The following is a 14,586-nucleotide window of genomic DNA, read 5'->3' as shown; positions in this document are numbered from 1 at the left end:
GGCGTGAATTTCCTGCAAATTTCGACGAGGGTTGAATGGGTCCGAAGACGCCGGCGCCAGAGGGAGATTTGTTCCGCCAGCCGCTGCGCGAGCAGATCAACTTAAAGCATCCATTGGTTCGTCTGGCCGATCTGATTGATTGGGACCGATTGAGCACGGCGATGAGCGCGAGCTTCGTGTCGCAGCGCGGCCGGCCGGCAACGTCGCCGCGTTTGATCGCGGGGCTGCTGTACTTGCAGCATGCGTTCGACTTGTCGGATGAGGACGTGGTCTGGCAATGGCTGGAGAACCCATATTGGCAGGTGTTCACCGGCCAGACGTACTTGCAGACGAAGCCGCCGATTGATCCGTCGAGCCTGACGCGCTGGCGCAAGCGGCTAGGCGAAGCCGGCGTTGAAGAACTGTTGGCCGAGACGATCGAAGCGGCCAAACGCGCGAACGTCATCAAGACTTCGAGCCTGAAGCGGGTGATCGTCGATACGACGGTGATGGAAAAGGCGATTGCGCATCCTACCGACTCGCGTCTGCTCGAGCGTTGCCGGGAACATCTGGTCAAAGCGGCCGCCCGGCACAGGCTGAAGCTGCGGCAAAATTACAATCGCGAGGCGCCGCGTCTGGCAAGCCAGGTAGGCCGCTATGCGCATGCGAAGCAGTACAAGCGGATGAACAAAGCGCTGCGCACTTTGCGTTCTCGGGTAGGCCGCGTGATGCGTGATGTCCAGAGGCAGCTGGACGGTGTCGCTGAGCAAAGTCGCGCGGCGTTGGAAGCGCTGATTGGCCGCACGAAGCGAATTCTCACGCAAAAGCACAAGGACAAAAACAAGTTGTATGCGCTGCATGCGCCGGAAGTCGAATGCTTGGCGAAAGGCAAACCACGCAAGCCGTACGAATTCGGCGTGAAGGTGTCGATCACGACGACGCACAAGGAGGGTCTGGTAATCGGAGCTCGTTCGATGCCCGGCAATCCCTACGATGGACACACGCTAGCCGAAGCGTTGGAACAGGCGGCGATCCTAAGCGACGTTCAGCCGCAGATGGCTGTCGTGGACCGCGGCTACAAGGGCGTCGCGGTCGATGGCGTGAAGCTCTATCATCCCGGCTTGCGACGCGGCATCACGCGCGGCCTGCGAGCAATGATTCGGCGTCGCAGTGCAATCGAGCCGGCCATCGGACACATGAAGTCAGACGGCAAGCTCGATCAAAATTGGCTCAAGGGTACGCTGGGCGATGCGATTCATGCGGTGCTGTGCGGCGCCGGCCACAACCTGCGCATGATCCTGCGCAAGCTGCGGCTTTTTTGCGCCCTGATCGGGCTTGCTCTGCTCAATCGTGAGGCTCACATGGTGTCAGCAGCATGAATTCGCCGCAGAGCAAAGCGAATTGTTCAGGACAGACTACTGAGTCCACTCCCGCCATAGCGTCAGTCTGTTGCGTTCCGGATGCCGACACGCGCTCGGAGTCTCCTTCCATAACGCGCGCTAACGTAGCGCGGTCGCCGCCGATCAATAGGTTTCCAAATGCAGGCGTCCTTCACGTCTGAGGTCGGCCCACACCCGCTGCCAATCCAATCCATGGCACTGTGCAATGTCCCTGAGCGCGAGCAGCACCCCTTCTTCCATTCCCTTCAGGCCGCACACATAGACATGGGTATTGCGGTCCGCCAGCCATGGCCCCACGTCGGCCGCTCTTTCGCGCAGGGCATCCTGCACGTACCGCTTCGGCCGTCCCGGCACGCGCGAGAATGCAAGGTCGGCATCGATGAAACCCTTGGGCAAATTCGTCAGTGGCCCGAAATAGGGCAACTCCTGCGGCGTGCGCGCGCCAAAGAACAGCATCAGCTGGCCGGCCGCGCCGTCGCATTGATGTCGGCGGCGATATTCGGTCATCGCACGCATCGGCGCGGCGCCCGTACCAGTGCAGATCATCAATAGGTGTGAACCGGAGTGGTTCGGCATCAGGAACGTACTGCCGAATGGACCGATCACCGCCACCCGGTCACCTTTGCGCAAATCGCACAAGTAATTCGAACACACGCCGCGGGTAGGATTGCCATCGTGATCGCGCATCACGCGCTTGACCGTGAGCGATACATTGTTGCAGCCGCGTCGCTCTCCGTCGCGCGGATTGGCCAGCGAATATTGGCGCGCGTGGTACGGCTTGCCGTTGGGCGCAGCGCCCGGCGGCACGACACCGATCGATTGGCCTTCGAGTATGGGGAAGAACGTCGTGCCAAAGTCCAGCACGATGTGATGGATGTCGCTGTCGGCAGTCTCGTCCGTCAAGCGATAGTTGCCCGCCACAACTGCCGTAGCGGGCGCCTCCTGTTTATATAAATTCACATGCGCTCTGGCCGCCGACCACGGCGGCACGCTGGCACCCCGCAGCACGTCGCTGCCGCTATCCGACAAATGTTCCAACCGGTGCGAAACGCTCGCGACGCTCACGCCGGCGCCCTGCTGGGCGATCGGCTGCTGAGACGGGAGTTCGTCCCAGGCAAACTGGGCGTCGATACTGTACGCATCGGCCTCGGACACCTGGCGCCAATTGTCGATCGCGCCGGTCGGACACGGCGGCACACACGCCATGCAGCCATTGCAGACCTGCGCCTTCACGACATAGTTGTTCGCATCGTGCGTGATCGCATCATTCGGGCACGTCTCCTCGCACGTGTTGCAACGGATGCAAATCTGCGGATCGATCAAGTGTTGATTCAACATAGCCATCGGCGCCGGCGCATTTCAGCGGTCAATTAAACCTGACATATTCGAAGTCGATGGGCTGCCGGTTGATGCCCATCACCGGCGGCGCGATCCAGTTTGCGAACCGGCCCGGCTCGACCACGCGGCCCATCAGCGAGGCCACGAACGCGCGATCCTCCGGCGTCGGCAGCCAACTCGCCTCGTTGGCCGTCCATTCGGCTTCGTCGATCACCCGACCGTCCGGCGACACGCGCATGCCGGCAAACGCGCCGATTTTGCGGTTGAATGCCTTGTGCGGCACGCTCAGTCTCGACTCGATGCCCGCCTTCTCCAACACCTTGTTCCAACGGTTAACGCCGGCCATCGAGTCTTTGATATAGTCGTCACGCAGCACTTCGTTTATCGCGTTGAGCATCGGCACCTCGCGCTCGACCAGTTGAGCGTCGTGCACGTCGAGTAGCCGGTAGTGCTGTGTATCAAGCCGATGATCGTCATCCCGCTTGCTTTCCTCAAAACGCCCCTTCAAACCTAATGAGTAGAACGCCGCGGCATTGGATGATTGATCTGCGCCGAATAGGTCGATGGTCACCGAGTAATGGAAGTTCAGATAGCGCTGGATTGTCGGCAAGTCGATCACGCCCGCCGCCCGCAGTGCACTCACATCGTCTGTACGCAGCGTGTTCATGACCTGGGCGGTACGCTGGATCACCCGCGACACGCCAGACTCGCCGACGAACATATGGTGCGCCTCCTCCGTCAGCATGAAGCGGGTCGTGCGGGCCAGTGGATCGAAGCCCGATTCGGCCAACGCCGACAGTTGAAACTTGCCGTCGCGATCGGTGAAGTACGTGAACATGAAAAACGCCAGCCAGTCCGGCGTGCGTTCGTTGAACGCGCTAAGGATGCGAGGATTATTTTCGTCGCCGGAGCGGCGCTCCAGCAGCGCCCCCGCTTCCTCGCGGCCGTCGCGACCGAAATAGCGGTGTAGCAGGTACACCATCGCCCACAGGTGCCGGCCTTCCTCGACGTTGACCTGAAACAGGTTACGCAAATCGTACAGCGATGGCGCGGTTAGCCCGAGGTGCCACTGCTGCTCAACCGACGCGGGCTCGGTATCGCCCTGCGTGACGATAATGCGCCTCAGGTGCGCGCGATGCTCGCCGGGCACGTCCTGCCACGCCGCCTCGCCGCGGTGCTCGCCGAAGTGGATCTTACGGTCGGGCTCGCCAGGCGCCAAAAAGATGCCCCACCGGTAATCTGGCATTCTGACATAGTCGAAATGGGCCCAACCGCCGGGCTCGACGCTCACCGCGGTGCGTAGGTAGACGTTGTCGAGTTGACTACCGTATGGCCCCATGTCATTCCACCACGAAGAAATTCGGTTGCCACTGCTCGAGCGCACGCTGCAACACGCGGTCATCGGCCAGGTTGACGTTGTTGGGGATCTTGTCGCTGTAGTTGATCGAAGACATGATCGATTCCTTGATCACAAAACGTTGCATGCATGCGCCAGCAACTCGCCTCAAACGCGGGCGACGTCGAACTGAGGCTTGGCACCCTTACCATAGGCCTTCAACGCACCTTTGTCGCCGGCCGCGTTCGGGCGATTGAAAATCCAGTTCTGCCATGCACTAAGGCGTCCGAAGATCCGCGACTCCATCGTTTCGGGCCCGTTAAAGCGCAGGTTGGCCTCCAGGCCGGTCAACGCATCCGGCGACATCGCGGCGCGTTCCTCGAGTGCGATGCGGATCTCATCGGGCCAGTCCAGGTCGTCAGGCGCGGCGGTGACTAGACCTAGTCGTTCTGCCTCCAGCGGATCGACCGGCATACCGATCTTGTCGCGCAGCGCCTCGAACAACGCGTCATCGCCGTAGAAGCGCCGCGCCAGCCGCGACTGCCGCGTGACCATGGGGTACAGGCCGAAATTGGCCTCAGACAGCACGATCGCCGGCTGCTGCGACGGGTTGTCCGGCAGCGCCTGCATGTAGGAGCGGTCCGCCGCGAACGCGAGTTCGGCGAGTATGCCGACAAAGCATGACCCGGATTCATCGTGCGCAGCGACAGGATCGCATCATCCAATTCGCGGCCGAACCGCAGCGGCCACCAGTTGGCCCCGGCCGCAACGATTGCATCAATGTCCGCGGGCTGCGGCCCACACGGCGCCTTCGCGGTCAACGTCGCGATGCGCGCGGCCCGGTCCAGCGTGACCGCGAGCGTCTGGTACGCGATGCCGTTGTCGCGGGTGCTGCGCTCGATCGGGGTCAACGCGACGCCCCGCGCGTCGCAGGGACGATCGCTTTGTGCCGCCAGTTCAAGCGCGCGCGCCTGGACTGCCTGTGCAAACTGGCTAGGCTTGACCACCTCGTCGACCAACCGCCATTGTTTCGCGCGCTCGCCTCGAATGCCCTCCACCACAGTGCAGAACAAATCAGCCCGGTCGTGTCTGACCTTGCGCTTGTCGGTCAGCCGCGTGAGGCCACCGGTGCCAGGCAGCACGCCAAGCAGCGGTACCTCCGGCAACGCGACAGACGATGACCGGTCATCAACAAGCCAGATCTCGTCGCAAGCCATCGCTAGCTCGTAGCCACCACCGGCGCACGCACCATTCACGGCGGCCAAAAACTTCAGCCCCGAATGGCGCGATGCATCCTCAATGCCGTTGCGGGTTTCATTGGTGAACTTGCAGAAGTTGACCTTCCACGCATGCGATGACATGCCGAGCATGAAAATGTTCGCGCCGGAGCTAAACACCCGCTCTTTGCTGCTCGTGAGCACGACGGCGCGTACCTCGGGGTGCTCGAAGCGGATACGCTGCAATGCATCGTGCAGCTCGATGTCCACGCCCAGGTCGTAGGAATTGAGCTTGAGCTTATAGCCGCTGCGAATGCCACCCTCCTCATCCACATCGAGCGCCAGCGTCGCCACTGGACCGTCGAAGCACAGCTTCCAGTGCTTGTAGCGCGACGGATCGGTACGAAAGTCGACGGGAGCAGCAACGGGTTCCAGCGGGGCCATAGGCGTCTCCGAACAAGGCAGCACACAATTGTTTTTGAATTATATTGCACAACAACATCAATTCAAAGACGAAAAATGAATTCTATTTCATATTTCCATTTATTATTCAGCTGCTTACGATTCATAATCCGCCGATAGCCGTACGGCCAGCCGATCGCGCAACTGCAAATAAGCATCGGCCAACGTCTTGTCGTTGGTATCGAAGCTCAGGTCGGCCCGGCCGTACAGCTCACCGCGCCCCGCCAGAATCCGCTTTAAATCTTCCATGGCTTCGCTGCTGCCCGACATTGGGCGCAGATCACCTTGGGCGATGACGCGACGCATATGCTCATCCGGACTAGCCTGCAGCCATACCGTGAAGCAATGCGCGAGCAGCACGTTGAACGTGGCCGGCTCTGACACAAGGCCGCCCGTTGTCGCGATCACCACGCGCGGATGTTCGGCGATCACCGCCTCCAGTGCGCGATGCTCGTAGCGCCGATACGCGTTAGCGCCATATAGCGAGTGAATGTCGGACGGGGAGCCCCCGGCTAACTGTTCGATCACCCGGCTTAGCTCGATAAACGGCACCTTGCGCTCTTGCGCCAGCATCCGGCCAAGCGTGGACTTGCCGGCGCCTCGCAAGCCGATCAGCGCGAGCCTATGGTTCCGGTCGGGGTCGCGCCGCACCTGCTCGAACAAGTCAGCGAGCGCCACGCGTGCGCGCTGCAATGACGCCGGATCACGCCCGTGCAGCAACTGGCGAATCAACAGCCATTCGGCCGACGATGTGGTCTCGTCGCTAATCACTTCCGCGAGCGGACAGTTCAAAGCCAGCGCGATCTGGCGCAGCACCAGCACCGAAGCGTTACCGACGCCGGACTCTAAATTCGCTAGATGCCGCTCTGACAAGCCGGTTTCAGCCGCCAGACTCTTGCGCGTCATCCCGCGGCGCGCCCGCAGCAACCGCACCCGCTCGCCCATGGCAGTTAGAAACGGATCGCGCGAATCACGTCCGGCGCCCGAACCGTCGTTGGCCGGCAACTCGGGACCGCGCTCAACGGACGCATCGGCAAGCCGCGATGTATCACTGTGCTTCATCTTCAGCCACGTTTGTCACTCTGTCACTTTATATGCACTATATTGCTTGACAATGGCATGCTCAACGACTAATTTCATCGCCATCGCACTGAATGATAACCGTGGCCAGCCACCGGCATCGCATCACGGCGGCATACCAATGCCGCTGACCGACGCCCGCAACGCTATCCCGGAGACCCGCATGTCGCCACAAGACTTTCACCGCATGATCGCGCGTGTAACGGAACCGTTGGCCGGACGTGAACTTGACGGCGCGCTGGCTGACTGGCTCAATGCCCGCTGGTCGCCGCAGAGCGCCGAATACCGCGAGCTGGCGCAAGCCTGTCAGGCCGGCGTCGCACAGGGTTGGATGTGCAACCGCGAACACGCAGGCATCCGTTATGGCCGGATTTTCAAACCCGACGCCAGCACTAGCGGCTTTTCCGTCGATGTCGTCGACATGGCCGATGTGGCCGGCCCACATCACGTCCATCCGCACGGCGAGATCGACCTGATCATGCCGATTACGCCGAACGCAACATTTGACGGCCACGCTGCCGGCTGGTGCGTCTACGGTCCCGGCAGCGAGCATCGGCCAACGGTCTCGAACGGCCGCGCGCTGGTGATGTATCTGCTGCCCCACGGCGCAATCGAATTCTCCCCCGCCTGATTGGCACACCAGGCTGCACGGCATGCTCGGCGGCCCACCGCTTGCGCGCCTGCCGTGCGCATGCTTGCGCGCTGGCGTGTCATGGCCCCTTTCGCGTCATTGTCGGAGGAAAAATGCAAGCCTTAAGAGAGTCCCACGCTGGCGCGACGATCTCGGCCAGCTCGCCGCCGGCCCAGTTCAACTTCGCCACGCATCTGTTCGATTTGAATCGCCAGCGCGCGCAGCGACTGGCCTACATCGACGACGCCGGTACACTGACTTATGGGGCGCTGCAGGAGCATGCACGCCGCTTCGCAAGCGTCATGCGCGCGCGGGGAGTGCGGCCGGAAGAGCGGATTTTGCTGGTGATGCTGGACACCGTCGAGTTGCCGGTCGCGTTCCTCGGCGCGCTTTATGCTGGGGTGGTACCGGTCATTGCCAGCACGCTGCTCGGCCCAGGCGAATACGCGTACATGATCGCGCACAGCCGCGCCCGCGTCGTCATGGCTTCCGCGTCGCTGCTGCCCGCTGTCCTGCCGGCACTGGACCAGGCACAGGCCGATTCGTGTGAGCTGATTGTCAGTGGCGTCGACCACGGTGCGATGCCGGCATCCCGCGATGATGCTGCGCCCGTGTTGCAACACTTGCTGGACACCGCGATGCCCATGGCCGAGCCGATCCGCAGTAGCCGCGACGACATCGCGTTCTGGCTCTATTCGTCCGGTTCGACCGGCAAGCCGAAGGGTACCGTGCATACCCACGCCAACCTGTACTGGACCGCAGAACTGTATGGCAAGTCGGTGCTAGCCATCAACGAGCATGACATCGTATTCTCGGCGGCCAAGCTGTTTTTTGCCTACGGATTGGGTAACGCGCTGACATTTCCACTCTCGGTCGGCGCGACCACCGTGTTGATGGCCGAACGCCCCAACGCAAACGCGGTGTTCGCACGACTCGTGCGGCATCGCGTCACGATTTTCTATGGCGTGCCCACGCTGTACGCGAACATGCTTGCTTGCCCGCGCTTACCCGCGCGCGAGCAGGTGGCGCTGCGCATCTGCACGTCCGCCGGCGAAACGCTGCCCAAGGCGATTGGCGAGCGATTCAGCGCGCACTTCGGCTGCGAGATCCTGGATGGCATCGGCTCAACGGAAATGCTGCATATTTTCCTGTCGAATCGGCCGGGCGACGTCGAATATGGCACCACCGGCACGCCGGTGCCCGGCTACGAGGTCGAACTACGCGACGAAACTGGTGCGCCCGTCGCGGACGGCGAGATCGGCGACCTGTTTATCAAGGGCCCCAGCGCGGCGCTGATGTACTGGTGTAACCGCGAGAAATCCCGTACGACGTTCCTCGGCGATTGGTTACGCAGCGGCGACAAATTCCGCCGTCAGTCCAACGGCCGCTATGTGTACGCGGGCCGTAGCGACGACATGCTCAAGGTCAGCGGCCAGTACGTCTCGCCCGTCGAAATCGAGATGTCGCTGGTGTATCACGACGCGGTGCTAGAGGCCGCCGTCGTCGGCGTCGAGCACGACGGTTTGTTGAAGACGCGCGCGTTCATCGTGCTCAAGGCTCACGTGAGTGCCTCGGATGCGTTGGCCAACAAGATCCGGGCATTCGTCAAGCAACGGCTCGCACCGCACAAGTCTCCGCGCGAAATCGTGTTCGTCGACGAGTTGCCGAAGACCGCAACAGGTAAAATCCAACGCTTCAAGCTGCGAGCACGAACCTGAGGTCTCCATGCATCATTGCGCAAGTTCCGCAAAGGCGCACACCGCCGAAGCCAGCACACCAGGCCAAGTCACCGCCGATGGTGGGCTAACGACGCTGCCCGCCGGCGCGACGCACGGCGCGCTGCAGATCGAGTATCGTTGGCTGAACCGCACGCGCTACGACGCACCGATCGCGGTATTCTTGCATGAGGGACTGGGCAGCGTGGCGATGTGGAAGGACTGGCCACAAACGCTGTGCGACGCGCTCGGCTGGCGCGCACTGGTCTATTCGCGGCCCGGCTACGGACGTTCCACGCCGCGCGAGCCGGGCGTTAAGTGGCCCGTGCAGTTCATGCACGAGCAGGCTTACGACGTGCTGCCGTCACTGCTCGATGCGCTAGGCATCGACGCGGACGCGCGAGCGCGGATGTGGCTTATTGGGCACAGCGACGGCGGCTCAATCGCGTTGCTGTACGCCAGCGCGTTTCCTAACGCGCTGGCCGGTGTGGTCGTCATCGCGCCGCACGTGATGGTTGAGCAGGTATCGGTGGACAGCATCGCGCAAATGAAGATTGACTACGAGTGCAAGAGCCTGCGCGACAAGCTTGCGCGCTACCACGACGATGTCAATTCCGCATTCTACGGCTGGAACGACATCTGGCTGGATCCGGCGTTCCGTAACTGGAACATCACCGGCGTGCTACCGTGCATCCAATGCCACCTGCTGGCGATCCAAGGCTACGCCGACAAGTACGGCACGATGGCGCAAATCGATATGATCCACCACAATGTCCGTCACGCGCGGCTGGCCAAGCTGCCCTCCTGCGGCCATTCGCCGCATCGAGACGCGCCGGCCAAACTCAATTGGGTGATCGCGGATTTTGTTTGCGCCGCCACAAGCTTGAGCGGACCACCACGGCCGCCTTGCTGCGCCACGCCCACAGCTCGAGCGGCAACGCACTCGTGCACTTGATCTCGTCCAAACATACACTTGAGCGCACTTTGCTCACGCCCGGGATCTGCAGCGTATCGAGTAGAAACGCCGACAACGCCTTTAAGTCCCGCGCCACGACCTTCAATACGTAGTCGATGTCCCCTGTTACCGAGAAGCACTCTTGTATCTGCGCCAGTTCGGCAACCAGTTCGCGAAACCGCGCCATGTTGTGGATATGTCCGCGCTCCACCGTCACATGGATAAACGCGACGACGCCAATGCCCAGTTGCGGTGCATTGAGGCGGGCCTCGTACCGTTTGATCAAGCCGAGTTCCTCCAGGCGCCGATGGCGGCGCAGCGTCTGCGCCGGCGACAGCCGTATCGCCTCAGCCAGTTCCAAGTTTGAAGCACACGCCTGTTCCTGTAGTACGGTTAATAACCGGCGGTCTGTACGATCGAGCTTGAGTACCTGCACTTGGCTTTCCCGTTCGCTGCAAAACACAAAACTTTATAGCATAAGCAAGGGTTTGCCCCGGCGGAGTGCACAATACTATTTCCCGGCACACTCGATAAACTCAGCCTGTACTCAAGGGCCGTGCGGCCGGCCGGCAACCCCCATCGACGCGGCACCGCGTCTCATTCCACAAGAATAGAGGGAAACATGGCAGTAGCAGACAATACAGATACCGCGCTCAAGCGTGGATTGAAAAACAGGCATATCCAGTTAATTGCGCTAGGCGGCGCCATCGGCACCGGTTTGTTCCTGGGCATCGCGCAGACGATCCAAATGGCGGGACCGTCAGTATTGCTAGGCTACGCATTGGCCGGCGGCATCGCTTTTTTGATCATGCGGCAGCTCGGCGAGATGGTGGTCGACGAGCCGGTCGCCGGCTCGTTCAGTTACTTCGCCGACCAGTACTGTGGCCGCTTCGCAGGCTTCCTGTCCGGTTGGAACTACTGGGTACTGTACATTCTCGTGGGCATGGCCGAGTTGTCGGCGGTCGGCATCTATATCCAATATTGGTGGCCCGGCGTGCCAACGTGGGCCTCAGCGCTGGCGTTCTTCGTGCTAATCAACGCGATCAACCTGGGCAGCGTAAAATCATACGGCGAGGTGGAATTCTGGTTCTCGATCGTCAAGGTGGCCGCGATCGCCGGCATGATCGTATTCGGCGCCTACTTGCTGTTGTCCGGCTCGGCGGGCCCGCAAGCGAGCATTGCCAACCTGTGGCAACACGGTGGTTTTTTCCCGAACGGCGCCAATGGTCTGGCAATGTCGATGGCGGTGATCATGTTCTCGTTTGGCGGCCTAGAGTTGGTCGGCATCACGGCTGCCGAGGCCGACGATCCGCACAACAGTATCCCGCGCGCCACCAACCAGGTCGTCTACCGAATCCTGATTTTCTATGTCGGCGCGCTCGCCGTGCTGCTGTCGCTCTATCCATGGCAGAATGTCGCCAGCGGCGGCAGCCCGTTCGTGATGATCTTCCACGCGATGAACAGCAACGTGGTGGCCACCGTGCTCAACGCCGTGGTACTAACCGCCGCGCTGTCAGTTTATAACAGCGGGGTCTACAGCAACAGTCGGATGCTGTACTCGCTCGCTCGGCAACGCAACGCGCCGCGCGCGCTCGGCACGGTGAACCGGCGTGGCGTGCCGGTCGCCGCCCTCGCGGTATCGGCGGCGATCACCGGCGTGTGCGTGGTCATCAATTATGTGATGCCGGCCCGGGCGTTTGAACTGTTGATGGGATTGGTGGTATCAGCGCTGCTGATCAACTGGGCCATGATTAGCATCATCCACCTGCGTTTTCGGCAGCACAAGCGCAGGACTGGCCAAACGAGCCACTTCGCCAGCGTCGGCCATCCGTTCACGAACTATCTGTGCCTGACGTTCCTTGCTGCGATCCTGGTCGTGATGTACTGCACGCCGACGTTGCGCCTGTCAGTCTACCTGATTCCTGCCTGGCTGGCGGTGTTGGCGATAAGCTATCGCTTTCGCCGGCCCGGTGCGCCGTTGGCGATATCCGGGGACCTCTAGGCGATAACGTCTTACCTTTTCAGGCTATTCCATGTTCGAACACGTCGAAGCGTTTCCCGGTGATCCAATCCTGTCGCTCAACGAGGATTTCCAAGTCGATCCTCGAGCCGACAAAGTGAATCTGAGCATCGGCATCTATTTCGACGCGCACGGCAAGCTGCCAGTGATGGCTGCTGTGCGCGATGCGGAGCATGCGCTGGCCGGCGAGATCGGACCCCGTCCCTACCTGCCAATGTCGGGACTGCCTGCCTATCGCGACGCAGTACAGCAGCTGGTGTTCGGCAACGCATGCGGCGCGCGCGCCGATCGGCGCATCGCGACGCTGCAGACGCTGGGCGGCTCGGGTGCGTTGAAGGTCGGCGCAGACTTCCTGCAACGCACCTTCCCCGACGCGCAGGTGTGGATCAGCGACCCCAGTTGGGAAAACCACCGCGTGGTATTCGAACGCGCCGGCTTCACGGTGAACACCTACCCGTACTACGATGGCGCCACCGGCGGCTTGCGCTTTGACGCGATGCTCGATGCGTTGCGCGCGATTCCGAAGCGCCATATCGTGCTACTGCACGCGTGCTGCCATAACCCGACCGGAGTCGACCTGGACCGCGACCAATGGCGCGAGGTCATCTCGCTCATCGAGCAAAACGAGCTGTTGCCGTTCGTCGACATGGCGTACCAGGGTTTCGGCACAGATCTGGACGATGACGCCTTCGCGGTGCGAGAGCTGGCCGCGCGCGGCCTATCGTGCCTGGTCGCGAACTCGTTTTCAAAGAACTTCTCGCTGTATGGCGAACGCTGCGGCGGCCTGAGCGTCGTGTGCCAATCCGCTGACGAGGCAACGCGCGTACTCGGGCAGCTGACCGGCGCAGTACGAGCTAACTACAGTAACCCGCCGACCTACGGCGCTAAGGTGGTCCACAAGGTGCTCTGCACGCCAGCGCTACGCGCGTCGTGGCAGTCCGAGCTAGCGTCGATGTGCAAGCGCATTGCCGCGATGCGTCGTGCAATCCACCAGCGGTTGCAGGGCCGTGTCGTCGACGATACATTGTCACGCTATATCCAACAGCGCGGTATGTTCACCTATACCGGGCTGAGCGCCGCGCAGGTGGACCGGCTGCGCACCGAGCACGGCGTATATCTGGTTCGCTCAGGAAGAATGTGCGTCGCGGGCCTGAACGAGCAGAACGTCGGCATGGTCGCCGACGCCATCGCGAGCGTGCTGCGCGCGTGACGGCTGTTCTTCCTGTCGCCGCAATTGGCGCGCTTCAGCGCGCACCACCCCGACATCTCAATCGACCTGCTGCCAGTGCCGCATCTCGTGATGCCTGTCCAAGCGCGAGGCCGATCTGGCGATCATGCCTGTGCTAGCAGATGAAGTATTCGTCACGCGGCGCTTCTGGCTATGCTGCCGCAAGGATTTGCGCAAGCTACGCCGCATCACGTCCCTGTGGAACTTACCTGCGCGCGGTCGCCGACGCCAACCACGCGTTTCTGATAGGCGACAACGCCCAGATGGTGTACGTGCCGGCGTGAAACGGTGAATAGCCTACACCGCCGCCGGCCATGATCGTATAAGTGTTTCGGCATGAGCCGGTAGCACGACAGGCAGCGTGGCCAGCGGTAACGTCAGGGAAAGCAGACGTTTGTACGCGAGTCAGAAAAAAGGTTGTGGTGGAAACAATAATCTAAAACCGCCGACTTCACCTCTATTCTCAAGTTGTGCAGATTTGTGTCCAAGTTTAACTGGTTGTCCTGGGTTGTCTGCGCACTATCCATGGCACCGCTAGGCCGGATAGAATCGGCTAGTGCGACACAAAAAAGACCATGGAAGACGTACTGCTTAAACATAAGGTCCTGCTAAGTGAGGATGACGACCCGCTCGCGCAGTGGGTGCGCGAGATCCTCGACAGCGACAAATTCTTGGTCCATGAGGTCCGGCGCGGGAACGTCGCGCTAGATGCACTGCGCGAGCACCATCTCGCGCTGATGATCCCGGACCTGATGCTGCCGAATCTGAACGACATGGCCGTGTGCCGCCGCATCCGCAAGCTGCTCAGCTTGCCGGCGCTGGTCCTGACCGCACGCGTGGACCTCGACGCTCAGGTCGCCGGCCTGCAGACCGGCGCAAACGACTACAGGGTCAAGCCCATCGAGCTGCGGCTGCTGATCGCGCGGGCGCGAGCACGAGCGCTGCTGTGCCGGATGCATCCGGCGCCGGCGGCAGTTGGCGCCCCGCCGATCGGCGACGCGCTGAAATCCGACAAACTCGTGATCTCGCCGCCGAACCGCAAGGTCACATGGCGCGGCAACATTCTGAAAGCACTGCGCGGTATCGAATTCGGCGCACTGGACCGTTCCGTCAGTTCCAGCATCTCACCACTCAAGCGACGCTTCGCAGACGCTACGTCAGCGCCGTGCAAGCTCAAGACCATCTGGGACGCGGCTACCTATTCAGCCCGTTTGCGTGGGAGGAG

General features: G+C 61.6%; 8 protein-coding genes and 5 pseudogenes. 8 read left to right on the top strand and 5 right to left on the bottom strand.

Annotated elements, in window-relative coordinates; all coding sequences use genetic code 11:
* Positions 1-35: 35 nt before the first annotated feature.
* Positions 36-1,358, top strand: coding sequence for an IS5 family transposase (locus B0B13_RS02475; protein ID WP_076794183.1), 1,323 nt, complete (start codon positions 36-38; stop codon positions 1,356-1,358).
* Between the two features lie 144 nt (positions 1,359-1,502).
* Here the strand turns inward: B0B13_RS02475 and boxA are convergent, their stop codons facing one another.
* From boxA to B0B13_RS02455, 4 genes and pseudogenes are all read right to left on the bottom strand, one after another.
* Positions 1,503-2,723, bottom strand: a complete 1,221-nt coding sequence (gene boxA, locus B0B13_RS02470) for a benzoyl-CoA 2,3-epoxidase subunit BoxA (RefSeq protein ID WP_076794181.1) — start codon at positions 2,721-2,723, stop codon at positions 1,503-1,505.
* 22 nt (positions 2,724-2,745) lie between these two features.
* Positions 2,746-4,171, bottom strand: a pseudogene (boxB, locus tag B0B13_RS02465) (benzoyl-CoA 2,3-epoxidase subunit BoxB).
* A gap of 50 nt (positions 4,172-4,221) precedes the next feature.
* A pseudogene (locus B0B13_RS02460) lies at positions 4,222-5,714 on the bottom strand (enoyl-CoA hydratase-related protein).
* Positions 5,715-5,828: 114 nt separating this feature from the next.
* Complete coding sequence (locus B0B13_RS02455; RefSeq protein ID WP_139337283.1) at positions 5,829-6,794, bottom strand: helix-turn-helix transcriptional regulator; 966 nt, start codon at positions 6,792-6,794, stop codon at positions 5,829-5,831.
* A gap of 181 nt (positions 6,795-6,975) precedes the next feature.
* On the opposite strand from B0B13_RS02455, the gene B0B13_RS02450 reads away from it, so the two are divergent.
* The 3 genes from B0B13_RS02450 to B0B13_RS02440 all read left to right on the top strand — a co-directional run bounded on the left by B0B13_RS02450 (position 6,976) and on the right by B0B13_RS02440 (position 10,113).
* A complete protein-coding gene (locus B0B13_RS02450) occupies positions 6,976-7,443 on the top strand; it encodes a DUF4863 family protein (RefSeq protein ID WP_076794556.1) in 468 nt (155 codons plus the stop codon).
* Between the two features lie 113 nt (positions 7,444-7,556).
* Positions 7,557-9,161, top strand: coding sequence for a benzoate-CoA ligase family protein (locus B0B13_RS02445; RefSeq protein WP_076794180.1), 1,605 nt, complete (start codon positions 7,557-7,559; stop codon positions 9,159-9,161).
* Between the two features lie 7 nt (positions 9,162-9,168).
* On the top strand, positions 9,169-10,113 hold the full coding sequence (locus tag B0B13_RS02440; RefSeq protein WP_083703595.1) for an alpha/beta fold hydrolase: 945 nt from the start codon (positions 9,169-9,171) through the stop codon (positions 10,111-10,113).
* Here the strand turns inward: B0B13_RS02440 and B0B13_RS02435 are convergent.
* Positions 10,088-10,549, bottom strand: a pseudogene (locus tag B0B13_RS02435) (Lrp/AsnC family transcriptional regulator); the annotation flags it as partial. The gene B0B13_RS02440 and the pseudogene B0B13_RS02435 overlap by 26 nt on opposite strands.
* A 186-nt stretch (positions 10,550-10,735) precedes the next feature.
* Between B0B13_RS02435 and B0B13_RS02430 the strand changes: the two are divergent.
* From B0B13_RS02430 to B0B13_RS02420, 4 genes and pseudogenes are all read left to right on the top strand, one after another.
* Positions 10,736-12,115 (top strand): amino acid permease, encoded by a 1,380-nt coding sequence (locus B0B13_RS02430; RefSeq protein ID WP_076794178.1) that lies wholly within the window; start codon positions 10,736-10,738, stop codon positions 12,113-12,115.
* 31 nt (positions 12,116-12,146) lie between these two features.
* Complete coding sequence (locus tag B0B13_RS02425; protein WP_076788004.1) at positions 12,147-13,343, top strand: amino acid aminotransferase; 1,197 nt, start codon at positions 12,147-12,149, stop codon at positions 13,341-13,343.
* Positions 13,344-13,349: 6 nt separating this feature from the next.
* Positions 13,350-13,645: pseudogene (locus B0B13_RS18950) on the top strand (hypothetical protein); the annotation flags it as partial.
* A gap of 291 nt (positions 13,646-13,936) precedes the next feature.
* A pseudogene (locus B0B13_RS02420) lies at positions 13,937-14,586 on the top strand (response regulator); the annotation flags it as partial.

Origin of the sequence: Burkholderia sp. b14 (assembly GCF_900156195.1) — a bacterium.
GTDB lineage: Bacteria > Pseudomonadota > Gammaproteobacteria > Burkholderiales > Burkholderiaceae > Mycetohabitans.
This window is presented reverse-complemented; position numbering and strand designations above follow the sequence as displayed.

Coding starts and splice junctions, on each gene's coding strand:
- B0B13_RS02475 (WP_076794183.1), top strand. CDS start 36: ATGGGTCCGAAGACGCCGGCGCCAGAGGGAGATTTGTTCCGCCAGCCG.
- boxA (WP_076794181.1), bottom strand. CDS start 2,723: ATGGCTATGTTGAATCAACACTTGATCGATCCGCAGATTTGCATCCGT.
- B0B13_RS02455 (WP_139337283.1), bottom strand. CDS start 6,794: ATGAAGCACAGTGATACATCGCGGCTTGCCGATGCGTCCGTTGAGCGC.
- B0B13_RS02450 (WP_076794556.1), top strand. CDS start 6,976: ATGTCGCCACAAGACTTTCACCGCATGATCGCGCGTGTAACGGAACCG.
- B0B13_RS02445 (WP_076794180.1), top strand. CDS start 7,557: ATGCAAGCCTTAAGAGAGTCCCACGCTGGCGCGACGATCTCGGCCAGC.
- B0B13_RS02440 (WP_083703595.1), top strand. CDS start 9,169: ATGCATCATTGCGCAAGTTCCGCAAAGGCGCACACCGCCGAAGCCAGC.
- B0B13_RS02430 (WP_076794178.1), top strand. CDS start 10,736: ATGGCAGTAGCAGACAATACAGATACCGCGCTCAAGCGTGGATTGAAA.
- B0B13_RS02425 (WP_076788004.1), top strand. CDS start 12,147: ATGTTCGAACACGTCGAAGCGTTTCCCGGTGATCCAATCCTGTCGCTC.